This is a genomic window from Klebsiella sp. 2019SCSN059, assembly GCF_021739525.1.
GTDB classification, from domain to species: Bacteria; Pseudomonadota; Gammaproteobacteria; order Enterobacterales; family Enterobacteriaceae; genus Klebsiella; species Klebsiella quasipneumoniae.
The window spans coordinates 1-23,742 of record NZ_JAKKOM010000048.1; the positions used below are offsets into that span (position 1 = coordinate 1).

Genomic DNA, 23,742 nt, shown 5'->3' on the forward strand with positions numbered 1-23,742 from the left:
ATAGATTCAAGCAAGCCAACTTGTCGTCAAAATCGGTGTTGCAAAAACGGGAGTGACCATAGATTCCGTTTTCTGAGGCGACTCCAACGTCAGAAAAGACCGTGCGGTCGACTTTTGATATTTCGTGCTGTCGCCTTCTGAAAGTGACACCAAGGCCCCGCAACGCGGGGCTTTTTTTGTCTCAAAACGCTTTCTCAAAAAAACTTTCTCAAATACCCTCGGGAGAACGAAATTTGAGAAGAAGGCCATGACCCACAGAACCCAGACCGCTAATCAGGTGGTCACCTGATGTTGATTGGCTACGCTCGCGTCTCAACTGTCGATCAAGACTTACGCCTCCAGCTCGACGCACTACAAGCGGCTGGATGCGACAAGGTTTTCACCGATAAGGCCAGCGGGAAGAAACTAGACCGCGCCGGCCTGATAGATGCACTGGCTTTCGCCCGCGAGGGTGACACGCTCGTCGTGTGGAAGCTGGATCGCCTTGGTCGTTCAATGAAAGGGCTGGTTGACCTTGCTGCCGAACTTGATGCGCGGAAGGTCGATCTTCGTTCGCTCACTGACGGTATCGACACCAAAGGAACCGCTGGACGCTTTTTCTTCCACGTCCTTGCCGCTATGGCGGAAATGGAGCGGGAATTGATCCTGGAGCGAACCAGGGCCGGCCTGGAAGCCGCTAGGCGTAGCGGAAAGGTCGGTGGCCGGCGTCCGGTAATGACCCCAGCAAAAACCGAGGCAGCACAAACGTTGCTGAGCAACGGGATGGACGCCAAGGAGGTGGCCATGTCCATCGGGGTATCGTTGCCAACTCTCTATCGACACCTGCCGGCGCGGGATCGGGAATAGGCCTCCGGCCGACCTGGCGTGAACCTGGACGTGATGAACAACTCCCACGGGTCAGGTAATGCGCCCCTGAAACCGCGTGTGTAGAGGGGGTGACAATTTGTCAGGGGGGACGCACGGATCGAGGTGGCCACCGACAAACTGGCGCGCTCCTGGACGTGATGAACAACTCCCACGGATCAGGTGATGCGCCCCTGAAACCGCGTGTGTAGAGGGGTGACAATTTGTCAGGGGGGCGCACGGATCGAGGTGGCTACCGACAAACTGGCGCGCTCCTGGACGTGATGAACAACTCCCACGGATCGAGGCGCTGGCCTTCGCCTGCTGACGCGAAGACGAAAAAAAGCCCTCAAGGCGAGGGCTTTGTAATAGGACGATCAGCGAGCGCGGTGCCACAGAAGTAGACGTGAGGGGGTGAGCACCTGGGCGAGTCTTGCGACTCCAGCCTGCCGCTGACCAAAGGTACAGCGGCGGCGATTCTACTACAGCGCTTTACCCCTGCGCCCGGTAATGACGTACAACACGTCAAAACCCAGCTGGTCGAGACTGGCCAAGGCCACCGCATCCGGGCAGCTCTTCCCTGCTTCGTAGTAGCACCAGGTGCGCCGGGAACAGCCAATCCTGGCAGCAGTCTCGGTGCCAGTCAGGTTGAGTCGAGACGCTTCCAGGGCTAAGCGCCGGCCGACAGCCTCTTTCACAGGGTATGCGCCTTTTTCGCTTGCAGCTTGGCCCCTTCCTCCTGGCTCAGCTCTGCTTTGACCTTGCCAACACCTCGGCTATAGGACACCTCGTAGCACTTGCCCACTACCGGCTCCTTCTCGAACAGCTTGCGATCATGCTGGACGATTCCCTTGGGGCCGAACTGATAGACATGCTTCTGGTCAACGTGCAGCACCTGTCCACCGTAGGTTTGCGGGTGGACGTTCTTGGCTGGATTAGTGGCGTCGCTCAGTTGGTGGATGCCTTTAGGCAATCCTGCCTCTGGCTGTACCTTCATGGTGACCCAGCCCGGTTCTCCATCTTTCCCCGCACCAGGTACAACCTGGTCGATCTGACGGCTGCCATTCAGCACTACGATTTTCACGCTGCCTTCGGGCTTCATGAGAACGCCGGCATCGCCGTTATTGCGGTTTGCAATTTTCATTACCACTTCAACTTCTCCTTGTTAGCGCGACATTGCCCGTCGCGGTTGTTGCTTCTCTGCCTGCGTCTGAACTTGCTCGAGGCGTTTCTGCTCGATGCGCTCCTGGTGCTTCTCGATGGCTAAGCCAACCTCCGACCGCACCTGGCGATCCAGGGCCTCACGGCCGAGGCTGCTTTTGGTGGCCAGGTCGTTGAAGTCCGTGAAACGCTTCATCTGGTTGATAGCTTCTTGTTGCTCAGGGGTCAGCTTATTGGCGCGGGCCTTCTCCGGGTCGATGGGTTCCACTCCAGCCGGATAGGCTTGCTCGCCTGGTGCGAAGATCGGAAAGATGGCCTTGCCTTCTACCGACTTCGCCGCTTCCTGGGCCTTAGTTCGGCCTGGGTTCTTGCCGTCAATCAGCTCCTGGTGAAGATCGTTGTCCCCGGCAATCAGAATTGGCTTGTCGGGGAACTGCTCGCGCATCTGCGCGGCGACATGGGGAAGGTTGCCCGAGTCAAACGCCGCAACGGTTGCGTAGCCAAGGCTTTGGGACAGCGTATCGGCCGTGGCATAGCCTTCGCCGATCACGATGGCAGGAGCTGCTTGCAGAGCCTCCAGGCCAGCGCCGCCGACGACATGGAAGTTCTGGTGTTTCTCGGTGCCCTTGGCAAACATCTTCGTGCCGTTGGCGCGAATTGACTGCGCAGCCTTGAGGTTGCCATTGCTGTCCTGTGCGGTCAGCAGCAAGTCGCCGGCTGTGAAGACCAGATTATCCGGGTTGGCCTCGCGCAGCGCCTTCGACTCCCTAGCATTTTTCCCAATGAGGATGATCGAATCGGCAGGCAAGCCCGCTGTGTCCGCAGGTACAACCTTGAGGTCGCCGGGCCTGGCCTCCTTGTTCTGGAGATAGGTGTGATCCGCTGTTGCTTGTGGTGCGATCGCCAGCAGTTCGCCGATCGCCTTAACTGCGCGGGCTTGATTCACCAGCCGCTCTTGCTCTCGCTGGGCTTGCCGCTGCGCAGCTTCGGCATTGAAAGATGCTTTGTCGCCCTCGCTGAGCGCGTAGCCCTTGGCTTTCCAGTTTGATTGGAAGCCTGTGCGGTGGTTCTGAATCGTACCTGCAGGAACGCCTTTCTCGCCGGGTTCCAGCTCGAACCCCCGATAAGCTCCCGAGGTGTTGCCCTTGCTTCCCCCCTCGACCGGGACTCGGTGCCATTTGCCGTCCATGATGGGGTGCTCTCCATCAACCACTAGGCCGGCTTCCTTCATGACCTGGGCGAACTCTTCTCGCGGCTCCATCGCGGGGGCCTGGCGAACTTGGTTCTCTGGCAGCCACTTTTGTAGCTTCTCCAGGTCTGCGCCAGGCTGCGCGTACCAGCATTTAGTCTGCTTATCGAAACCGATGGCGGGACGGCCGCTCTGTAGCTTGCCAGCGACCTGTTTGGCCTCGTCGCGCTGCTCGTATGGAACAGCCAACCAGGTCTTTTCCTTGGCCACGCTGGTACTGCTCTGCTCGCTACGGGCCTCGCTCTTTTCGAGTTCGGCTATTCGCCGCTGCATTTCAGGATCATTTAGAGCAAGCGCCACCTCGGCATTTTTTCGCTCTTCTTTGGCCGCAGAAATGTCCTCGTCAGTGCTGTTCGGGTTTTGTCGCACCTGCGCTTCTCGCAGTCGTGCTTGCTCGACTGCTTGCTGCATATCATCAGCCTGAACCAGCCCCTGGCCCTGGAGCACTTCGCGCCGGTCGCTGACCGCATCAGTAGCATCGAATATCTGCTTCTCTACCTGGTCAACATCCTGGTACATGGCTTCGGCGGCTGGCTCATGGCGCTGCCAGAACGGGTTGTTGTTGCCCATTGGGTGCATCGAATCCAGAACACTCTGCACAGTGTCTAGCTGCCGCTCGTTCATCCGGCCAATGGCAGGGCGAAGGTCGCTACTCAGCTTGTCCAGCACCCATTGCTCGGCGGTCAGTTGCTGCTGTGTGATTTCCTGTTGGGGCAACTGCTGTCCCTGCTCCATTTTGGCCTCCTGCTGTTCCTGCCGATGCCGGGCTGTGGCGATTGCAGAGTTGAGGGCGTTCGTCTGCCACTCATCATCCGAAGTCATGCCAGTGCCTGGAACTCGCTGCCCCTCGATGCAGCTCACAGCTTTACCGTCGCCGCTGTGCAGCTCGCTATGTACTGGGATCAATTTTCCGTCTGTATCCTGGTACTCGACGCGAATATCCGCCTCGTACTCGCCAGCATTCGACCAGCGAAGCATTGCCTTGAGGCCGTTAGCTTCGGCAGTGCGCTCCAGGGTCTGCCACGACTCCAGGGCGCTGTATCCAGGATTGGCGTTCTTGTGGGCTTCCTGGATATGGGCCAATACCTCGGCCTGCTCTTGGCCTAGCTGCGCGGTGTCCACCTGGTGGTCTTGAACTTGCTGCTGTTCAAACGCCAGGACGAAAGCCTGGATTTTCTCGGCATCCGCGGCTGCCCGGAAGATCTCAAGTGGATCTTCTTGCAGCACCTTGATCCATGACCCGACATACGCAACGTGCTGACCAGGATCGTGGCCAATACCCAGCTCGTTGCCCAGGATCATGCTGGAAATCTCTGCCCGCAACTCTTCCTTGGCGTACCCCTCCGACCCGAATGGGTTGGACAAGTCACGGTCAAGCCGCGAAGGGTGGCCAGTCCAATGCCCCAGCTCATGCAGTGCGGTCGCGTAGTAGTTGTCGGCCGAGGGAAACTGGCCGCGCTCGGGCATGGTGATGCTGTCGGTTGATGGCCGGTAAAACGCCCTATCACCGCCTGCATGTGTGATGCGCGCCCCTGATTGTTGCCGCTGACCGAAAACTGACCCAGTAGAGGCTGTTCTGCCGACTGAAAACTGACCCAGGTGTTCAACTGCTTCTGCTCAATTTTTGAGCAGGAGAACACAGGGTGATCAGTATGGAAATGATGGGCAAAATTCGCCGGATGTATTTCCGCGACAAGCTGTCGCTGCATGAGATAGCCAAGCGCACCGGGTTGGCGCGCAACACGATTCGCAAGTGGGTCAGAGCACCTGAGGCCAAGCCGCCGGTCTACCAACGCCGCGCGATCTTCAACAAACTCAGCCCTTTTCACGCCACGCTGGAGCAGGCGCTAAAAGCCGATTCGCTGCGGCCCAAGCAACAGCGGCGCAGTGCCAAGGCGCTGTTGGCGCAAATCAAAGCCGAAGGTTATGACGGTGGCTACAGCCAGCTCACCGCGTTTATCCGTGCCTGGCGAGGGGGACAGGGCAAGGCGTCGCAGGCCTTTGTGCCGCTGACCTTTGCTCTTGGCGAGGCGTTTCAGTTTGACTGGAGCGAGGAAGGCTTGCTGGTCGGCGGCATTTACCGGCGTATGCAGGTGGCACATCTGAAGCTGTGTGCCAGCCGTGCGTTCTGGCTTGTGGCGTATCCGAGCCAGGGCCATGAGATGTTATTTGACGCCCATACACGCTCGTTCGGCTCCTTGGGCGGCGTGCCGCGCCGGGGCATCTACGACAACATGAAGACCGCCGTCGACAAGGTCAATAAGGGCAAAGGCCGGGCGGTGAATGCGCGCTTTGCGGTGATGTGCGCGCATTACCTGTTCGATCCGGACTTCTGCAACGTCGCCGCTGGTTGGGAAAAGGGCATCGTTGAAAAGAACGTGCAAGACAGCCGCAGGCGTATCTGGCTAGACGCCCAGGACTGCCAGTTTCACTCCTTCGAGGAACTCAATGCCTGGCTGGGCCAGCGCTGCCGCGCGCTTTGGAACGAGCTGACGCACCCTCAATACAGCGGGCTGAGTGTGGCCGAAGTGCTGGAGTTGGAGCGCGCTGAACTGATGCCTGTGCCAGCGCCATTCGACGGTTACGTCGAGCGGCCTGCGCGGGTCTCCAGCACCTGCCTGGTCAGCGTCGGGCGCAACCGCTACTCGGTGCCGTGTGAGTATGCGGGTAAGTGGGTCAGCAGCCGTTTGTATCCGACGCGAATCGAGGTGGTGGCTGACGACGCGCTGATCGCCAGCCATGTCCGCTTGCTGGATCGCGACCAGGTCAGCTATGACTGGCAGCACTACCTCCCGCTGATCGAACGCAAGCCCGGTGCGCTGCGCAACGGCGCGCCCTTTGCTGATCTGCCGGCGCCGCTGCGTCAGCTTAAGCACGGTCTGGGGCGTCATGCCGGCGGTGACCGGATCATGGCGCAAGTTCTGGCTGCCGTACCGGTCGCCGGGCTCGATGCGGTGCTGGTGGCTGTTGAGCTGGTACTGGAAAGCGGCAGCCTGAGCGCCGAACACATCCTCAATGTCGTGGCGCGCCTGGCCGCGACCGAACCACCACCCAGCGTCGAAACCCACTTGTCGCTCAAGGAAGCCCCCGTCGCTAACACGGCGCGCTACGACCGCCTGCGTGGCCAGACCGAGGAGATCGGTCATGCGTGATTTGATGGCGGAACTCAAGGAGCTGCGCCTGCACGGCATGGCCACGGCCTGGGCGGAGTTAACTGCACAGGGTGAGTCGAACACAGCCTCGTCCAAGTGGCTGCTCGAACACCTGCTGGAACAAGAGCACACAGATCGCGCCATGCGCTCGGTGAGCCACCAGATGAACATGGCCAAGCTGCCGATGCACCGCGATCTGGCCAGCTTCGACTTCAGCGCCTCCAGCGCCGACGCTCGCTTGATCAGCGAGCTGGCCAATCTGAGCTTTACCGACAACGCGCAGAACGTGGTGCTGATCGGCGGCCCAGGCACCGGCAAAACCCACCTGGCCACCGCACTGGCCGTGTCCGGCATCACCCGGCATGGCAAGCGCGTGCGCTTCTACTCCACGGTCGATCTGGTCAATCTGCTGGAGCGCGAAAAACACGACGGCAAAGCCGGGCGGATCGCCCAGGCACTGCTGCGCATGGATCTGGTCATCCTCGACGAACTGGGTTATCTGCCCTTCAGCCAGGCCGGCGGTGCGTTGCTGTTTCACCTGCTATCCAAGCTGTACGAACACACCAGCGTGGTGATCACCACCAACCTGAGCTTCGCCGAATGGTCGAGCGTGTTCGGCGACGCCAAGATGACCACCGCCCTGCTGGATCGGCTGACCCACCACTGCCACATCGTCGAAACCGGTAACGAGTCCTATCGCCTGCAACACAGTAGCTTGGCGGCCCAGGCCAAGATCAAATCACGGGAGCGAAAGCGTAAGGGCGGCCAGGAACCGGAGGACGATGAGCCGTTCTGATTTCATGGCGACGACGGCCTGCTACATGGCTGCGTGTGGCAGGTCTTAAACAACTGAACTGGGCTAGCGAAGGAGTGGGGGCAACAGCAGCTGCGCTGGTAGACTTATCCACAGTTGCTGGTAACAAAATCAGCAATCCGCCCTGGGTCAAATTTCAATCGGCAGGGTGGGTCAATTTTCCATCAGCGCCAACACACTAAGCAACCATCAGAAAATTTTGACTGTACGCCAAAAAATTCGCATCTACCAGCATCTAAACAGGCGTTGCAGGGCAATCGCATGAACGCCTGCCGATTTGAATGAGTCCTTTCCCAGCGGGCATCCTGAGCGCCTCTCTACTCAGGATGCCCTGCAATGTCGCATCACATACCAATCTCCGATGTTCTGGTCGCCATCAATGATCCCCGTCAGCAGGGCAAGATTCGTCACGACCTGGTCGAAACACTGGTCGTGGCTATCTGCGGCGTGCTTGCCGGCGCTGACACCTTCATCGAAATCGAACTCTGGGCTGAGCAGCGGCTGGACTGGTTCCGCCGTATTCTGAAACTACCCCACGGCATTCCCTCACACGACACCTTTGGACGGCTATTCAGCCTGATCGATCCAGAGGAGTTCGAGCAGGCCTTCCGCTGTTGGGTTGCGGCGATCCTACCGGCCCTTTCTCCGCAAGTGGTTGCCCTAGACGGCAAGACCAGTCGCCGCTCCGGCAAGAAAAACACGGCCCCGTTGCACCTGGTCAGCGCTTTTGCGGCTGATTCAGGGCTGATTCTCGGGCAGAGGGCGACCTCCCAGAAGTCCAACGAGAAGACCGCCATTCCTGAGCTGCTGGCCACACTGGCGCTTGAGGGCTGCACCGTGACGATCGATGCCATGGGTACCCAGCCGGACATTGCACAGGCCATTCTCGATCGCGGGGCGCACTATCTGCTGGCCATCAAGGGAAACCAGCCGAAGCTGGCCGAAGCGATCGATGACTTCGCTGACACCTTTTTGGACGGCGATCCTGCCCGGGTACCCCATGCGCACTTCGAGCATGTCGAGAAGGACCATGGCCGGCTGGAGGTTCGTCGCTGCCATGTTTTCGACCAACTCCAGTGCCTGCCACAGCCAGAACGCTGGCCAGGACTGCGCACTTTCGTGATGCTGGAGTCCGAGCGGACTGTGGGCAACCAGACCAGCCTGGAGCGCCGTTACTACATCAGCAGTCTTGCTCCGGATGCAGAGCGCATCGCACATGCCATCAGGGCGCACTGGGGCGTGGAGAACCGCGTCCACTGGTGCATGGATGTCATTTTTGGTGACGATCAGATGCGGATCCAAACCGGGCATGCTGCCCACAACATGGCCGTTCTCAAGCAACTTACATTGAATTTGATCCGGTTGGATCCGGTCAAGCGCAAGGGTGGCATCAAGGCACGAAGGCTGATTGCTGCAACCTCTGATGATTATCGGGCTGAACTATTAGGTCTCAGGTGAGCTTCATGCGATTGCCTTGACAGGCGTTGTTGATTATGGCGGCCGCGGAAACTGAGTGCAACACCTGAACCTTTCGGTAAGGTGTCGGCCCTATGTCCTATCACGAACTCAGCATTGAAGAACGCGTCACGATCCAGATCGGCCAGCTGAACGGCTTGAGTCAGCGAGCAATCGCCGGTCTGTTGGGCCGTAGTCCATCCACAGTCAGCAGAGAGCTGCGTCGTAACAGTAGGCCGAAAGCTGCGTACGTTGCCCATGCTGCTCAGAGCCGAACTCTTTCCCGGCGCAAGGCCTGTCGGCCGAAGCGAAGGTTGCTGCCCGGCAGCGAACTGTTTGAGCTGGTTATCGCCCTGTTGCGCCAACGCTTTTCTCCAGAGCAAATTGCCGGCAAGCTGCGCAGCATGAGCATTCCCAGTTTTGAAGACGCCTACGTCTGTCGTGAGACCATCTATAACGCGATCTACGCCTTGCCGGTTGGCGAGTTGCGTAAGGAGCTGATCATCTGCCTGCGTCAGGGCAAGAGCTCGCGAAGACCTCGCAGTGGCGGCGTTGACCGTCGTGGGCAAATTCCCGACATGGTCAGTATTCACGTGCGCCCGCCTGAAATTGAAGACCGCCTTATGCCAGGACACTGGGAAGGTGACCTGATCAAAGGCAAGGCCAATGCATCGTCTGTCGGTACATTGGTTGAACGGACCAGCGGCTACTTGATGCTGGTGAAGATGCGCGACGCGACGGCCACGTCGGCGATGGAGGGCTTCAGTGCAGCGCTTAATCGGATGCCGTTGGCGGTGCGCAAGAGCATGACTTACGACCAGGGCCGGGAGATGGCCAAGCACGCCGAGATCACGCAAAACACTGGTGTAGCCATTTACTTCTGCGACCCGCATAGCCCTTGGCAGCGAGGCAGTAACGAGAACATCAACGGCTTGATTCGCCAGTTCCTGCCCAAGGGCACAGATCTGTCGGTACACAGCCAGGAGCAGCTGGATGAGATCGCTTACCTGATGAACATTCGCCCGCGCAAACGCTTCAACTGGAAGTGCCCGATTGAAGTCATGACAGAGGTGGTAGGAATGCATCATGCTGCGCCTGCTTCAATTCAATAACCGTGTTGCACTCAGCCCCTGCAACCGCCTATCATAAAACACTGACACTGTATTATATAATCGTGCTTTTGTGTTATTTTTTTAATATTTACTGATTACGTACTTGCTTAACCACTCAGTTGCGCTAGAACTAATAGACGCGAAATTTAAATCTCTAATTTTCCAACACTTAGTAAAACCTCGTTTGCCATCCCACTACCATTGTAGGAGCAAATCAGGAGACATAAAAAATTAGCGGTAGCGTGCCTGGCCCTCTAAATAACTGATCCCAATAGTGCTACACCTTCGCTGTGCCATAGCCATTCCCCGGGAAAGGAGACACGGTATCCATGAAGTGTTTCACTCGGGCCAGCAGGTTTGCCATCCCTCTGCATTGATGATTGCGCGTGATGGTTTCATGTAACTTGTGCCATAGCCGTTCTATGTGATTAACCCAAGGGCTGTAAACTGGCTGGAACACCAGGCAGAACTTGGGATTCTTCTTCAACCATCGCTCGGTCTGTTTGCTTTTGTGAATGATGTAGTTATCGAGGATCAACGTGATGGTTTTGGCTCGTCGGTAGTGGTGGCGCAGCTTTTCCAGCATGGCAATAAACAGCGATGAGTTTTTCTTGATCCCGCTGACGTAAAGCGCGAATTCAACTTCGAAGTGCGACACTCGCCTATGCCGCCTGACGGTACTCTTCGAATACCTTGACAGGCTGCCTGAATCCGAGACATTTCCGAGGTCGTAGGTTGAGCCACTGCTCCGCTCTCCTGACATCCTCGTCCGTGACCTCTCTCAGGTCTGTTCCCTTTGGGATAAACTGCCTCAACAGCCCATTGCTGTTCTCGTTCAGACCGCGCTCCCACGAAGAGTAAGGGTGCGCAAAGTAAGTCTCGGCACCCAGCGCTTCCTCTATCGCCTTGTGTTCGGCAAACTCGCCGCCGTTGTCAAAGGTGATGGTATGCACCTGCTCGATGTAGGGCGTTAACATCTCGATTATCGCATCCCGCACCACCCCAGCCTGTTTGCTCGCGACCCGCTTGACCAGATAGAGCCGGCTCTTGCGCTCCACCAGGGTGACCAGTGCACCTGTGCCTTGCTTGCCCAGCACCGTGTCCGCCTCCCAATCACCGAGCCGCTCCCGGCTATCGACGATAGCCGGCCGTTCATCAATAGAGCGGGCTTCCTTGATGGGAGAACGCAGGCTGCTCGCCCCCTTGCGGTAGCGCTTGTGGCCCTGGCGCAGATGGCGGTACAACTGGCCACCCCGGGCTTTGTCGGCGGCCACATGGCGGTATATCCACTCGTGACTCACCATGAGGCCTATCTGCTTGCCCACCGCGCTTATCTGCTCCGGGCTCCACCACCAGGCGAGTGTCAGCTCGACAAACTGGATGACATCGGCAGATAGCCGAGATTTGGCCGCACTGGCCCGTCGGTGGGTGGCGTGCTGATGCGCATTGTCTGGCTGGTAGCCCTGCGGCCCGGCGTTACGACGCAGCTCCCGGTAGAGGGTGGAGCGATGAACGCCAATGGCGCGTGCGGTGGCAAGGATGGACATCCCCTGTGCGCGAAGCACCGATAACTGGTATCGTTGCCCCTCGGTCAACTGCTGATAGCTCATGGTGATACTGCTTTTACTTTGGCGAGCATAAGGGTACCACCAATCATCAGTTGGCCACCTCTCGCCATTCATCCATGAGTGTCGCACTTATTATCTGAATTCCCGAAGTACCCTTCCGTTGCCTGCGTGGAGAACGCCTGCCAGATAATGCTTGGCATTCTGCCCCGGTGTGACAACCCGCTTTTGCTGCGCTCTGAACATCCAGTCGGCTCCTAATTTGGGATTGAGGTCTATATCGACTTCATCCTCATAAAACACCGGATTATCGGCATCACAGCGGGCCAGCGCGGCGTCGATATTCGCCATTTTTTCCTGATAGGCTGGGTCTTTTATCCGCAAGGTCGGCACGGGCCTGCGCCAGACAATGCCCATACGAGGTAACCATCGGCGGAGCGTGGAGGCTGCCACATTGAGCCCTGTTAATCGATTGATTTTTATAGCCAATAGTTCAGTACACCAACGGCTGCGCTGATAACCAAAATCTTGCGGAGAAAACTGCATGAGCAGCACCAGTAAGGTGACAATCTTGGCGATAGGTAAGACTGGGGCACGGCCAGCCGGTAAGGCTTCTAGCGCATCTATGCCTTCATCTCGATACCACCGAAGCCAACGACCGATGGTCGAGCGCGCAGCGCCGGTAAGGTGATGAACATCGGTGATCGTGCGTCCTTCATGTAACAGCAAGATGGCCATCAAGCGACGAGCATGTCCTTTATCACGGGTGGCATGGATGATTTTGTGAATGCGGCGCCGTTGTGGTCGTGGCAGAGGTGGTAGGATAGGCATCAACTCAGTCCTTTGGGTGTGGCTTGTTTTGTTTAGCGACTAATCAGATCGCACAAACTGGACTGAGTTCCCTTCCTCCGGTGATCTACTATTCGGAACAGCTATTTAGATAAGTATTGGAGACTGTAATGAAGTTTGAAAAGTCACAGACAGCAATCGACCACCTGACTCCCGAGCAACACCGAATTACCCAGGAGGCGGGCACCGAAAGGCCCTTCACGGGCGAGTACAACGACAACAAGGAGCCTGGCATCTACGTCGACATAGTGTCGGGAGAGCCACTGTTCGCTTCGACGGACAAGTTCGATTCGGGTACTGGCTGGCCCAGCTTCACCAAGCCGATCGTTTCGGCAAACGTGAACGAGGTGCGGGACAGCGCACACGGCATGGTCCGGACGGAGGTCAGGTCAGTACACGCAGACAGTCATCTCGGCCATGTGTTCCCCGATGGTCCTTCCGACCGCGGCGGTCTGCGGTACTGCATCAACTCAGCGTCCCTTCGCTTCATCCCGCGCGACGAGATGGAGTCCGAGGGATACGGTGAATATCTCGATCAAGTAGAGGAGGCTTAACATGCATCAGCGCGCTGTTCTCGCAGGAGGATGTTTCTGGGGCATGCAGGATCTGATCCGCAAGCGGCCCGGCATCATCTCGACCCGTGTGGGTTACACGGGCGGCGATATTCCGAACGCCACGTATCGTAATCACGGCACGCATGCCGAGGGGATCGAGATTGTCTTCGACCCGACAGTGACGAGCTACCGGAACATCCTGGAATTCTTCTTCCAGATCCACGATCCGACGACGCTGAACCGCCAGGGCAATGATCGTGGGCTCTCCTACCGGTCGGGCATCTATTATGTCGACGAGGAGCAGAAGCGCGTCGCCGAGGATACGATCGCCGATGTGGATGCCTCGGGGCTGTGGGATGGCAAAGTGGTGACCGAGGTCCAGCCGGTCGGCGAGTTCTGGGAGGCCGAGCCCGATCACCAGGATTATCTGGAGAAGCGCCCGGGCGGCTACACCTGCCACTTCGTCCGTCCCGGCTGGGTGCTTCCGAAGCGCCAAAAGGTTGACGACGTACAGCCAGCGGCCGGGACCGCGGCGGAATAGGCTTCACTGCCGTTGCCACTGCGCCGATCCGGTCCGCAATCTTCGTGACCGCGTCGTTCAGCGACGCGGTCATCGAACCCTACTTCAGAGTGACGGCTCGTTCCAGTCAGTCGCCATCGCAACACCAGGATCGCAGATTTATGCCAGACCTCTCGTCCTTTCCGATCACGCAGCGCTGGCCGGCATCTCATCCCGATCGCCTGCAACTCTACGCAGCCCCTACGCCCAATGGCGTCAAGGTCTCGATCATGCTTGAGGAGACTGGCCTGGCGTACGAGCCCCACCTGATCGACATCTCGAACAACGAGTCGAAGGATCCGGCGTTCGTGTCGCTGAACCCGAACGGACGCATACCGGCGATCATCGATCCGGCTGGCCCTGACGGTAGACCCATCGCCTTATGGGAATCCGGTGCGATCCTCCTCTATCTGGCCGACAAGACGGGTCAGTTCATCTCCACCGAACCAGGCCAGCGTTACGAGACCCTAGCGTGGGTGTTCTTTCAGATGTCGGCCATCGGGCCGATGTTCGGTCAGCTCGGCTTCTTCCTGCGATTTGGCGGCAAGGACTATGAGGACAAGCGGCCGCAACAGCGCTTTATCGACGAATCCACGCGTCTGCTGGGGATTCTGGATCGCCGGCTGGAAGGCCGCGACTGGATCGTCGACGACTATTCGATCGCGGACATCGCGACGCTCGGCTGGGTGAATGCGCTGGTGGAATTCTACGCTGCGGGTGACATCCTTGGCCTCAGCAGCTTTTCGAACGTCCGCGCATGGCTTGGACGCGGGCTGGCTCGACCGGCCGTCCAGCGTGGCCTCCACATTCCCGCGAGGCCAGCATGAGCATCATCGCCGCCTATTATTACAACGAAGGCAAGCGAGTTCGCGAAATCGCGCTCGATGAGCACGTCAAGTTGGGCGAGAGTCGCTCGGGCTTCTGCTGGATCGCGCTTAGCGAACCCACCCCCGAGGAACTACTCGCGATCCAAAGGACATATAATCTTCATCCGTTGGCGATCGACAACGCGATGCACCCGCTGTGCCCGCCCAAGCTCGAGGTCTACAACGATGAGTTGTACGTCGTCGCGCAGACCGCCGAGCTGGTCGGCGACCGGATCAGCTACGGCAAGATGGCGATCTTCACCGGTCACAATCACCTTATCACCGTGCGGCACGGCAATGCCGGAGCGCTGGGCAAACTTCGGGAGCAACTCGAGGCATCGCCGACGCAGTTCGGCAAGGGTGTCGACTATGTGCTGCACGCGATCTTGCATCGCGTGGTCGACCAGTATCTGCCCATCTTCGAAATGATCGAGGACGACGTCCTGGCGATGGAGCGACGGTCGCTGCACGATTTCCTCGGGCCAGAAGAGGTGGCGCGAATCTTCGAACTAAGGTCCGAACTCACGCGGTTCCAGCGCACGCTCGGGGCTATGGCCGAGCTGGTGCGAAAGCTCGTTCGCGGCCACTTTCCCTGCATCAGCGCCGAAATGACACCATATTTCCACGACGTCGCGGACCATGTCCACCGCGTGCAGTCCATGGTCGACGGCCTCCTGCTTGTCCTGTCCACGGTCTTTGAGGCCAGCAGCCTTCTTGAAGCGCAAAGGACGGGGGTGATCACCCGCCAGCTGGCGGCTTGGGCGGCAATACTGGCAGTCCCGACGGCGATCGCTGGAATATACGGCATGAACTTTAAGCACATGCCGGAGCTGGACACGGCCTACGGATACTTTGTCGTGCTCGGAGTGATAGCGATATCGTGCGTTTTCCTATTTGTGCGCTTCAAGAAGGCTAAGTGGCTGTGAATACTGCCCATCGTTTTCTTCGCCGTCATCTGACGGTTACAGCGGGCCTTATACGGAAGCTTGTCCAATCCAACTCAAGATGAAGGTGCGTCCATGACATAGCAGCTGACCGACGCTCTACAAGCAGTTCAGTCCTTCATCGCCAAGGGCTAAGACCGCGAATAGCGCGTCAAGGACAGCAATCTCGTCGATCTCGAGCCAGGATCAACCATCGGTCCGTGCGGCATCTGCGTCGACGCGGCGTTTCGCCTCGGAAGCGGTGATGATGGCGATAACGCCTCCACCCTCTACGCGATCACCGATCCGGCGACCGAGCATAAGGGCCTGTTGATCGACGTGTTCGATGAAATCTGCTACCGCGACCCAGTTCAAGAGTCGGGACCTCAATGTAGAAGAAGTTGACTAACGAGCATTCGCGTCATCCGATCAAGCAAGCTGGAGACATTTATGAAAGCCATTGGTTACAAGGTTCCGGGACCCATCGCCGCGGATGCCGCGCTGGTCGACATCAATCTGCCTCGGCCTGTCGCTGCAGGATACGATATCCTGGTTGAGGTGAAGGCCGTCTCGGTCAACCCGGTCGACTACAAGGTCCGCAACAGCACGCCGCCGGCAGATGGCGATTGGAAGGTGCTGGGATGGGATGCCGCCGGGATTGTGCGCGAGGTCGGCCCCGACGTCACGCAGTTCGAGTTAGGCGACGAGGTCTATTATGCCGGATCGATCACACGGCCCGGTACCAATGCGGAGTTCCATCTCGTCGACGCCCGGATTGTCGGTCACAAACCTGCGTCGCTCTCCTGGGCGGAAGCGGCGGCGCTGCCGCTGACGACGTTGACGGCCTGGGAGGCGATGTTCGACCGCCTGGACGTGGCGAAGCCCGTACCCGGTGCGGCGGAGGCGATCCTCATCATCGGTGGCGCGGGCGGGGTTGGGTCGATCGCCGTCCAGATCGCGCGACAGCGCACGGACCTCACCGTCATCGCCACAGCCTCTCGACCGGAAACCCAAGAGTGGGTAAGAGGGCTTGGAGCTCACCACGTCATCGACCATTCTCGTCCGCTCGCGCCACAGATCGCCGAACTCGGCATCGGTGCTCCCGCTTTCGTCTTTTCGACCACGCATACCGAGCAACATGTCGCCGACATCGCCGAACTGATCGCCCCACAAGGACGGTTCGGACTGATCGACGATCCCAAGGCATTCGATATCATGGTTTTCAAGCGCAAGGCGGTGTCGATCCACCACGAGCTGATGTTCACGCGGTCGATCTACGGCACGCCCGACATGAATGAGCAGGGCGAGATTCTGGATGCGATGGCAGCGCTGGTTGACGACGGCAAAATCCGCACGACGCTGACCCGGCGACTGTCGCCGATCAATGCCGCCAATCTGAAGACGGTGCATGCACTGATCGAAAGTGGCGCGGCTAAAGGCAAGATCGTCCTCGAAGGCTTCTAACGACCGCGATCGCCAAACATCTTGTCCAACCTCAAAAAGCCGAACGGGTTATGCCCCAGCGATGAGAATCCCATGACCAAATCTATTGCCACCGCCTCGATCAACCGCGAAACCGCAGTCGCCCTCATCGACGCGGCGCTCGCTGCGGCCCGTGCCATCGGCATCCCGGCTGCCGTCGCCGTCGTCGACGCCACCGGTAACCTGCGCGCGTTCGAGCGCACCGACGATGCGCCGTTCCTTACCGTCGATGTTGCCATCGACAAGGCCTGGAGTTCCGCCTCGTTTGGGTTCCCGACCCATGTCTGGAACGACTATGTGACCAACGATCCAAAAGTGGCGCCGCTAGCCTATCGCCCTCGGATGGTCGCTGTCGGCGGCGGTTATCCGATTCTGGAGGATGGGAAGTTGATCGGCGGCATAGGCATCTCCGGAGGCAACTATCAGCAGGATCAGGATGCGTGCGTCGAGGCACTCATGAAAATCGGGTTCCAGTTGCCAGCCTGACGACTGTGAGGCCATCACCGGTGGTAATGGCCAACAGATCCAACCTTTGAGAGGCCTAATGATGGAAGCGTTCGTCGTCTTTACGCGGGAAGAAACCAGCGACCCACATGCACTCGCAACCTATTCTGCAGGCGTCGGACCATCGTTCGATGGTCACGACGTTACCTTTCTCGCCGCTTATGGCGCGATCCAGCATTTGGAGGGGCCGCCCATCGAAGGGGCCGTAATCTTGCGTTTCCCGACGATGCAGGCCGCTCGCGACTGGTATGACAGTCCCGCCTACCAAACCATCGCTGCTCAACGCTTTGCCGGTTCCCGTTACCGCGCCTTTATCATTGAAGGGCGGCGGTGACATACCGACAGAAGCACTTCGGCGCTGACCACGAGGTATCGGCGTGTGAACTCGCATCTTGGGAATCTGTGGGGGGGACCAAGACAGCGGCGCTAGGGGCTCATATCGTCGATCGGATCAGAGAGTTGCTCGGCGAGAATGGGTTATCTATTGCCGAGCTGACGGAGCGGAGCCGCCCTCTCCCAACGGATTGATTCAATCGTTGACGCTCCTCCTATCCGGATCCGGGTTTTCGCACGCTGATCAACAGAGTTACAGCGCGCAACGCCTGTAGTGGGCATCAGGGGATGGGTGGCAATCAGGATGATTGCCCACCTTCCAACGATTAACCTTGCTCAAGTTGCTTCACTAGTCGCTCCGCGTCGAGATGGAAGTCCGAGAAAACAATGCTACCGCCAGCGTCGATAACCGTAAACCACGGAGTTCCTCGTGTGCGGTAGTCTTCCATGAAGGTTGGAAACGGCGAGCCGGTCGGTTGCTCGTCGTGACCGAAAACGATAGGAAGCTCATACTTGAGCTGGTTCACGCGCAACTTCTCGAAGGTATTCTCATGCGTTCCTTCGAAGACGGTCTGGATCACTGCGAACCCCACGTCTTTTGAGCTCAACGCTGCATGCAACTTTTGTAGCGTCGGAAACCCATGCAAATGGCAACCTTGGCACCAATGCTGGAAGGCAAACAAGATTTTCGGGCCGGGCCCGATATCTGACAGTTTGAACGGCGCGATACTTTCCCCATCTTTGCCAATCCATTTTTGCACCCGCAGCTCAGGCGCTTGTCGTTCGATCTCGTTCATCTGATCCTCCAACCCCGATACAGAAGCTTAGTGGATGATCGCGCGTCGCGACGGTGCGCGAACGTCCGACCTTATTTTCCCTATTTCCTGAAGCCAGAATAGATCAGATCGACATTTCGTCCTTAATATACTCAAGCTGCCGGCGAGCGCGAACTGGGCAACCATGCGCTGGTGAGCCTTGAGCTTTGCACGCTGCCCATCCGTTTGAGAGCGAACCTGCAACTTCCGCTCCGCATACCGCAGATCAGCGTACGCAGCCTTGGGGTTATCTACCCTATAGCCATTGGGTATTGGGAATCATGCTGGCCTGACGCTATGTTCGATACGCGATTTTTTACGATGATAGAGCATCTGTATCTGATTTTTAGTCGATTGGCTTATTCGGCGGATGTGCGGGCAAATGCTTTACGCAGAGTACTGAAATGAAGGCCGGCTTCGGTCTGCCGTATCGAGCAAGAGGGGTCACTATGGTCACCAGAGGTTTCACCGGTCGCGGTTCAGGCGACCAGTCCGATCGGATTCCGCCAGGTCAGCATCTGGTGGAGGATTTCCCTGTTCTGTCGGCCGGCCCTACGCCGAGGGTAGAGCCCTCCGACTGGAAATTCACAGTCAAAATTGGTCCGAAGCCCGTCAAAACGTGGAATTGGGGCGAATTCAACACTCTACCAAAGACCCAGGTGACAAAGGATATTCACTGCGTCACCTCTTGGTCCAAACTGGATACCGTTTGGGAGGGTGTACTCATTGAAGACATCCTTGCAGATGCAGAGCTTGATCGGCCTACCGATTTCGTCTTGGCGCACTGCTACGATAATTATTCGACAAACGTCCCTCTGACGGATCTGCTTTCCGGGAAAGCGATGGTCGCCCTCAGTTATGCGGGCAAGCCACTTTCCCGCGATCATGGGGGGCCGGCGCGTCTTCTAGTGCCGCACCTTTACTTCTGGAAATCCGCCAAATGGGTGAATGCGCTGCAATTCACGACGCGTGACGAGGCCGGCTTTTGGGAGCTGCACGGCTATCACATCTACGGCGATCCGTGGCGCGAACAACGATACACCCATGACTGAAAACGAAGCGCAAGTCCGTTCGTGGCAATCATGCGTGATCGACGACATCATCCAGCAAACACCGAGTATCAAGAGCTTCTTCCTTCGGTTGAGCAAGCCGTTCGCGCACACCGCAGGTCAGCACGTCGATATCCGGCTGACCGCGCCCGACGGCTACAGTGCAATGCGCAGCTACTCGATCGCGTCATCGGCAGTTTCGACCCCGATCGTCGAGATAGCTATCGAGCGCATGCCGGATGCCGAAGTTTCGCCGTTTTTTCACGACATCGCGGCGATTGGTGACGAAATCGAAGTTCGCGGTCCGCTCGGTGGCCATTTCCTTTGGCCTGAGCCTGCCATAGATCCGGTTCTGTTGATCGGGGGAGGCTCCGGCCTCGTGCCGTTGATGGCAATGATCCGGCAGCGCCGCGCATTGGCCCAAGCCGTTCCGACAGCGTTGCTCCTGTCCGCACGAACCGCCGAGGACGTTCTCTTCTCAGAAGAACTTCATTGCATCGAAATCAGCGATCCGGCGTTCGTCCTGGCGCTCGCGATTACGCGCGAGAAACCGGTTCGCGCATCGGACTTTGCGCGACGGATCGACGGCATGATGGTCCAAGAAATTCTAACCAGGCTTCAGGGAAAGCCGACGCAAGTGTTCGTCTGCGGGTCTAACGGATTCGTCAACATCGCAACCGATAGCGCGCTGCTGGCGGGCTTGGACGCCTCCATCATCAAGACGGAGCGCTACGGGGGCTAGCGGCGCGAGCTATCTCACGTCGCGCCGATCGTAGACGTGCGCCCTGGGAAGCTTTGGCGATCAACGTGAACCGTTTTGCCGAACACAGTCTTCGTACCCCCCGGCCTCTAGAACGCCTTCGCTCGCGATACCTGGCTCGACATCAAGCTCAATTTGAAAGTTCCTGCACTATCCGTCGTCCTGATATGCTCGACCAGCATGATGGGCGATTCGAGCGGGACCGCTTCCGTCCCAATCGAGGCTCGGTTACCTTAGAGCATCGGCTCGGCGCTACAGGAGGCGCGTGCGGCCTCTGCCTGGCGGTGAAAGCACTTTGGGCCATGTCGCCTGGATAGCGGCCAATCGTCAGCATCTGCTCCGATGTCGGCCAAGGTGCAGTCGCCATCTTTGAACGCCGCGAATTGGAGATCAACGCCATGACAGCGATCCGCGTGCAACTGCCGGAGATGCAATATGACAACTGATGTATTGCTGTACACCACGAATTGGTGCCCGTTCTGCCGCCGAGCGAAGGCGCTCCTCAAGGAAAAGGGCGTGCGATGGAAGGAGCTCGATATTGAGGCGGATCCGGCTCACCGGCAGGCCATGGCGGAAGCGTCGGGGCGAAGCTCCGTGCCGCAGATCTTCATCAATGGCACCCTTATCGGTGGCTCCGATGAGCTATTCGCGCTCGATGTCAGAGGCGAGCTCGACAAACTTCTCGGGCGCAACCCGCCTGCCACCTGAGGAGGTGCGGCTTGGGGCAGCCAGCCCGCGAGCCTTCGCCGGTTGATGAATACAAAAGGAGAGTCCGTTGGTCTCAGCCATCTGGAAAGACACTACTATCGCCACAAGCGACGAAACAGTCATCGTCGAGGGAAATCACTACTTCCCACCGTCAGGAGTCGACCTGAGCCTGCTTGAGATGAGCCCGCACACATCTGTCTGTCCGATCAAAGGCGCCGCGCGCTTCTTTCATGTTCGCGCGGGTGACGCGCTCAACGTGAACGCCGCTTGGACCTATCCCGCCCCCACTCCGGATGCCGAGGGTATCCGGGATTACATCGCTTTCTGGAAAGGCGTGGACGTTGCCTAGCAGACTGGACGGACGACTTCGCTGATAGCCATGCGGGCGCCGACATCTCAATTAGGGGTCGTTTGCGGGAGAGGGCGAAATCCTACGCTAAGGCTTTGGCCAACGATATTCTCCGGTAAGATTGATGTGTTCCGAGGGGATAGGAGAAGTCGCTTGATATCTAGTATGACGTCTGTCGCACCTGCTTGATCGCGGCCGCGATAGCTAGATCGCGTTGCTCCTCTTCTCCATCCGCGTTCCAAGCTGCGGAAAGGCACCCATAAGCGTACGCCTGGTCGAGCAGGCGACGCGGATCGACGTCCAGCGCACGAGAGAATGCGTCCGCCATCTGTGCAATGCGTCTGGGATCGAGACAAAGGTCGTCTCTGTCAGCCGGATCGTAGAACATATTGGCGGCGCCAAAGCCCACTTCACCGACCAGACCGACGGGATCTATCACCAGCCAGCCGCGACTGGAGAACATGATGTTTTCATGATGCAGATCGCCATGTAGCCCACGCAGTTCCGAGGCATTGCTCATCATTTGATCGGCTATAATCGCCGCGTGGACGTAGTCAGTTTGACAACCTGCGTTTTGATCATCGCGCGCCCGCTGAAACAAAGCTGCAAAGCGATCCCGGATCGGGAGAAGGGCAGAAGGCAGGGGTTCCTCAGATGCGGCATACAGCTTCGCCATTAGTTCCGCTGCAATTTCGGTCGCCTGGTAGTCGCCGTGCTCGGCAACGATGTGAGAGAGCATTCGCTCCCCGGCATATTCGAGCAACATCAGATTGTTCTCACGACCGAGCAACCGGACTGCTCCCCTCCCATTGCGCCATACCAGATAGTCGGCCCCGCGCAGTTCATCAGCAATGTCTTCTATAGGTTTCAATCCCTTGACGATTGCAGGAGTCCCGTCTGGCAATGAAACTTTCCAAACGAGGCTGGAAAAGGTGTCCGCAATGAGAACAGGTTGCGAAACGTGCCAATGAGCAGGAAAAACAGGCGGCATGAACATCAACCCCAAGTCAGAGGGTCCAATCGCAGATAGAAGGCAAGGCGTTCGCGGTCGGGGGCTTCGATCCCCAATACATTGAATAGGACAGCGAAGGCGCGCTCTGCTTCATCTGGCGCTGCCCAGTTCTCTTCGGCGTTAGCAATCATGAGTGCCAAATCGGCATAGCGATCTGCTGTTCCGAGCCGCCCAAGGTCGATCAGACCCGTGCATCGAAGAGTTTTAGGGTCCACCATGAAGTTCGGCATGCAGGGATCACCATGGCAAACAACCATATCGGTGCGCTCTTGGTCGAGCCGCACCGGTAGCTCTCGTTCGACACGAGCCAAAAGATCGAGCTGCGGCGTACTCTTGTCCTCGTCCGGTAAGAAGTCGGGATTGACGGCATTGCGGGACACCACATCAACGGCGCGTCCGAACATTCGCGACAGCCTGCGCTCAAACGGACATTGATCAACCGATAGGCTGTGAACAGCGCCAAGTTGCTGCCCCATTGACGGCCACGCTTTGAGCAAATCCGCTCCAGACAGATCAGCCGCCGGTACTCCCGGAATTGCCGTTATCACCAAGCATGCACCCTCCTGTTCCTCCTGCCAGTTGATCACCTCGGGGCAAGCCACACCTCGACCTTTGAGCCAAATGAGGCGGTCACGCTCTCCAGCGAGCTCACCGCGGCGGGAAGCAGGTGCGATTTTCGCGAAGGCATGCCCGTCACCACGTCGAAAAACAAAATCACCAGATTCTCCGCCTCTGACAGGCAACCAGTCAGAATGCGATTCACCAAAAAAAATATTAGTTCGATTCAATGGAGGTTCCTTCAGTTTTCTGATGAAGCGCGGAGGTGGCTCAACCTGCGAAAAGAAACGAGTTGCTACGTAAGTCCGAGAACATGCTTTCCATGGTCTCTGAGCTCGCCTTTGGGACCGACATATCGGTAGAGAGTGACGCGCTCGATGCCGAGTTCCTTGCAGAGATCGGAAACTGAAGTATCGCGCTGGGCCATGGCGGCTTGCGCGAGACGCACCTGAGCTTTGGTGAGCGCGAATTTTCGTCCGCCCTTGCGACCGCGCGCTCTCGCGGAGGCGAGACCCGCCATGGTGCGCTCTCGGATCAGATCCCGCTCGAACTCGGCCAAGGTGGCGAAGATTCCGAACACCATGCGACCGGACGCAGTCGTGGTGTCGATCTGAGCGCCCTTTCCAGTCAGAACCCGCAGGCCGATCTTGCGGTCTGACAGCTCCTTCACCGTGTTGACCAGATGGGCAAGCGATCGTCCGAGGCGATCGAGCTTCCAGACCACCAGCACATCGCCGTCACGCAATGACTTGAGGCAGGCAGTCAAGCCAGGGCGATCATCACGACCGCCGGAAGCAAGATCATCATAGATATTGTCCCGTTCGACACCTGCGGCGCGCAAGGCGTCGTGCTGCAGGTCGAGAGACTGCGAGCCATCGGCTTTGGAGACGCGGGCATATCCGATCAGCATGTATCACAAACGTTGGTTTGAGGCGGCGCTTCGGCCACGATTGCATTGACCTCTGGAAATGTATCTCAACCAGCTTCATAAATAAAGCGTCTTGAACGCTATCAGATTTTGAAAAAGGAACATGTATGCCGCGTCGCGTCACTCTAACCGATCGGCAGAA

Annotated in this window: 22 protein-coding genes and 3 pseudogenes; 16 read left to right on the plus strand and 9 right to left on the minus strand. The window is 58.1% G+C overall.

All coding sequences use genetic code 11. The features are described 5' to 3' along the window. The first annotated feature begins 288 nt into the window (after positions 1 to 288). Complete coding sequence (locus L2I46_RS26895; RefSeq protein WP_010466470.1) at positions 289 to 846, plus strand: recombinase family protein; 558 nt, start codon at positions 289 to 291, stop codon at positions 844 to 846. Between the two features lie 691 nt (positions 847 to 1,537). On the opposite strand, the gene L2I46_RS26900 is transcribed toward L2I46_RS26895, so the two are convergent. Together L2I46_RS26900 and L2I46_RS26905 are read right to left on the minus strand one after the other, a co-directional pair. After that, positions 1,538 to 1,987, minus strand: a complete 450-nt coding sequence (locus tag L2I46_RS26900) for a KfrB domain-containing protein (RefSeq protein ID WP_010466474.1) — start codon at positions 1,985 to 1,987, stop codon at positions 1,538 to 1,540. A 21-nt stretch (positions 1,988 to 2,008) separates the two neighbouring features. Then, a pseudogene (locus tag L2I46_RS26905) lies at positions 2,009 to 4,789 on the minus strand (zincin-like metallopeptidase domain-containing protein); the annotation flags it as partial. A 116-nt stretch (positions 4,790 to 4,905) separates the two neighbouring features. Between L2I46_RS26905 and istA the strand changes: the two are divergent. The 4 genes from istA to L2I46_RS26930 all read left to right on the plus strand — a co-directional run bounded on the left by istA (position 4,906) and on the right by L2I46_RS26930 (position 9,786). Next, positions 4,906 to 6,405 (plus strand): IS21-like element ISPst3 family transposase, encoded by a 1,500-nt coding sequence (gene istA / locus L2I46_RS26915; RefSeq protein ID WP_024012635.1) that lies wholly within the window; start codon positions 4,906 to 4,908, stop codon positions 6,403 to 6,405. Next, on the plus strand, positions 6,398 to 7,201 hold the full coding sequence (istB, locus tag L2I46_RS26920; RefSeq protein ID WP_113994896.1) for an IS21-like element ISPst3 family helper ATPase IstB: 804 nt from the start codon (positions 6,398 to 6,400) through the stop codon (positions 7,199 to 7,201). The genes istA and istB overlap by 8 nt, the downstream gene beginning before the upstream one ends. 354 nt (positions 7,202 to 7,555) lie before the next feature. Beyond that, positions 7,556 to 8,677: an ISAs1-like element ISPa60 family transposase gene (locus L2I46_RS26925; RefSeq protein ID WP_113994897.1), complete on the plus strand. Its 1,122-nt coding sequence runs from the start codon at positions 7,556 to 7,558 to the stop codon at positions 8,675 to 8,677. Between the two features lie 92 nt (positions 8,678 to 8,769). After that, positions 8,770 to 9,786: an IS30 family transposase gene (locus L2I46_RS26930; RefSeq protein WP_090523474.1), complete on the plus strand. Its 1,017-nt coding sequence runs from the start codon at positions 8,770 to 8,772 to the stop codon at positions 9,784 to 9,786. Positions 9,787 to 10,063: 277 nt separating this feature from the next. On the opposite strand, the pseudogene L2I46_RS26935 reads toward L2I46_RS26930, so the two are convergent. From L2I46_RS26935 to L2I46_RS26945, 3 genes and pseudogenes are all read right to left on the minus strand, one after another. Continuing rightward, positions 10,064 to 10,417: pseudogene (locus tag L2I46_RS26935) on the minus strand (IS630 family transposase); the annotation flags it as partial. Between the two features lie 31 nt (positions 10,418 to 10,448). Next, a complete protein-coding gene (locus L2I46_RS26940; protein WP_019706001.1) occupies positions 10,449 to 11,396 on the minus strand; it encodes an IS30-like element ISAs2 family transposase in 948 nt (315 codons plus the stop codon). 105 nt (positions 11,397 to 11,501) lie between these two features. Next, positions 11,502 to 12,182 (minus strand): annotated as a pseudogene (locus tag L2I46_RS26945) (IS630-like element ISAhy2 family transposase); the annotation flags it as partial. Between the two features lie 128 nt (positions 12,183 to 12,310). On the opposite strand from L2I46_RS26945, the gene msrB reads away from it, so the two are divergent. From msrB to L2I46_RS26980, 7 genes are all read left to right on the plus strand, one after another. Further along, positions 12,311 to 12,754 carry a peptide-methionine (R)-S-oxide reductase MsrB gene (gene msrB, locus L2I46_RS26950; protein WP_003464965.1) on the plus strand — a complete coding sequence of 148 codons (444 nt, stop codon included), beginning with the start codon at positions 12,311 to 12,313 and terminating at the stop codon, positions 12,752 to 12,754. A gap of 1 nt (position 12,755) precedes the next feature. Beyond that, a complete protein-coding gene (msrA, locus tag L2I46_RS26955; protein ID WP_003464967.1) occupies positions 12,756 to 13,295 on the plus strand; it encodes a peptide-methionine (S)-S-oxide reductase MsrA in 540 nt (179 codons plus the stop codon). Positions 13,296 to 13,435: 140 nt separating this feature from the next. Beyond that, positions 13,436 to 14,140 carry a glutathione S-transferase N-terminal domain-containing protein gene (locus L2I46_RS26960; RefSeq protein ID WP_003464969.1) on the plus strand — a complete coding sequence of 235 codons (705 nt, stop codon included), beginning with the start codon at positions 13,436 to 13,438 and terminating at the stop codon, positions 14,138 to 14,140. Next, complete coding sequence (locus tag L2I46_RS26965; protein ID WP_003464971.1) at positions 14,137 to 15,105, plus strand: magnesium and cobalt transport protein CorA; 969 nt, start codon at positions 14,137 to 14,139, stop codon at positions 15,103 to 15,105. Before L2I46_RS26960 ends, L2I46_RS26965 begins: the two co-directional genes overlap by 4 nt. Positions 15,106 to 15,552: 447 nt before the next feature. Next, entirely contained in the window at positions 15,553 to 16,566 is a 1,014-nt protein-coding gene (locus tag L2I46_RS26970; protein ID WP_002118279.1) for a zinc-binding alcohol dehydrogenase family protein, read from the plus strand. Between the two features lie 72 nt (positions 16,567 to 16,638). Further along, positions 16,639 to 17,070, plus strand: coding sequence for a GlcG/HbpS family heme-binding protein (locus L2I46_RS26975; RefSeq protein ID WP_005006001.1), 432 nt, complete (start codon positions 16,639 to 16,641; stop codon positions 17,068 to 17,070). Between the two features lie 58 nt (positions 17,071 to 17,128). Then, positions 17,129 to 17,422: a DUF1330 domain-containing protein gene (locus L2I46_RS26980; RefSeq protein ID WP_010591688.1), complete on the plus strand. Its 294-nt coding sequence runs from the start codon at positions 17,129 to 17,131 to the stop codon at positions 17,420 to 17,422. Between the two features lie 325 nt (positions 17,423 to 17,747). On the opposite strand, the gene L2I46_RS26985 is transcribed toward L2I46_RS26980, so the two are convergent. Then, positions 17,748 to 18,218, minus strand: coding sequence for a TlpA family protein disulfide reductase (locus tag L2I46_RS26985; RefSeq protein ID WP_003464979.1), 471 nt, complete (start codon positions 18,216 to 18,218; stop codon positions 17,748 to 17,750). A gap of 467 nt (positions 18,219 to 18,685) precedes the next feature. Here L2I46_RS26985 and L2I46_RS26990 point away from each other — a divergent pair, with 467 nt between their 5' ends. The 4 genes from L2I46_RS26990 to L2I46_RS27005 all read left to right on the plus strand — a co-directional run bounded on the left by L2I46_RS26990 (position 18,686) and on the right by L2I46_RS27005 (position 21,102). Further along, positions 18,686 to 19,288 (plus strand): sulfite oxidase-like oxidoreductase, encoded by a 603-nt coding sequence (locus L2I46_RS26990; protein ID WP_003464980.1) that lies wholly within the window; start codon positions 18,686 to 18,688, stop codon positions 19,286 to 19,288. Beyond that, positions 19,281 to 20,027, plus strand: coding sequence for a ferredoxin reductase (locus L2I46_RS26995; protein WP_002118292.1), 747 nt, complete (start codon positions 19,281 to 19,283; stop codon positions 20,025 to 20,027). The genes L2I46_RS26990 and L2I46_RS26995 overlap by 8 nt, the downstream gene beginning before the upstream one ends. Before the next feature lie 453 nt (positions 20,028 to 20,480). Continuing rightward, positions 20,481 to 20,753 (plus strand): glutaredoxin 3, encoded by a 273-nt coding sequence (grxC, locus tag L2I46_RS27000; RefSeq protein WP_005005995.1) that lies wholly within the window; start codon positions 20,481 to 20,483, stop codon positions 20,751 to 20,753. A 67-nt stretch (positions 20,754 to 20,820) separates the two neighbouring features. Continuing rightward, positions 20,821 to 21,102: a DUF427 domain-containing protein gene (locus tag L2I46_RS27005; protein ID WP_003464986.1), complete on the plus strand. Its 282-nt coding sequence runs from the start codon at positions 20,821 to 20,823 to the stop codon at positions 21,100 to 21,102. Positions 21,103 to 21,262: 160 nt separating this feature from the next. Here the strand turns inward: L2I46_RS27005 and L2I46_RS27010 are convergent, their stop codons facing one another. The 3 genes from L2I46_RS27010 to L2I46_RS27020 all read right to left on the minus strand — a co-directional run bounded on the left by L2I46_RS27010 (position 21,263) and on the right by L2I46_RS27020 (position 23,582). After that, positions 21,263 to 22,099 carry an aminoglycoside O-phosphotransferase APH(6)-Id gene (locus L2I46_RS27010; RefSeq protein ID WP_000480968.1) on the minus strand — a complete coding sequence of 279 codons (837 nt, stop codon included), beginning with the start codon at positions 22,097 to 22,099 and terminating at the stop codon, positions 21,263 to 21,265. Beyond that, complete coding sequence (aph(3'')-Ib, locus tag L2I46_RS27015; RefSeq protein ID WP_031943936.1) at positions 22,099 to 22,902, minus strand: aminoglycoside O-phosphotransferase APH(3'')-Ib; 804 nt, start codon at positions 22,900 to 22,902, stop codon at positions 22,099 to 22,101. Before aph(3'')-Ib ends, L2I46_RS27010 begins: the two co-directional genes overlap by 1 nt. A gap of 65 nt (positions 22,903 to 22,967) precedes the next feature. Next, positions 22,968 to 23,582: a recombinase family protein gene (locus L2I46_RS27020; RefSeq protein ID WP_000904906.1), complete on the minus strand. Its 615-nt coding sequence runs from the start codon at positions 23,580 to 23,582 to the stop codon at positions 22,968 to 22,970. Positions 23,583 to 23,742 lie beyond the last annotated feature (160 nt).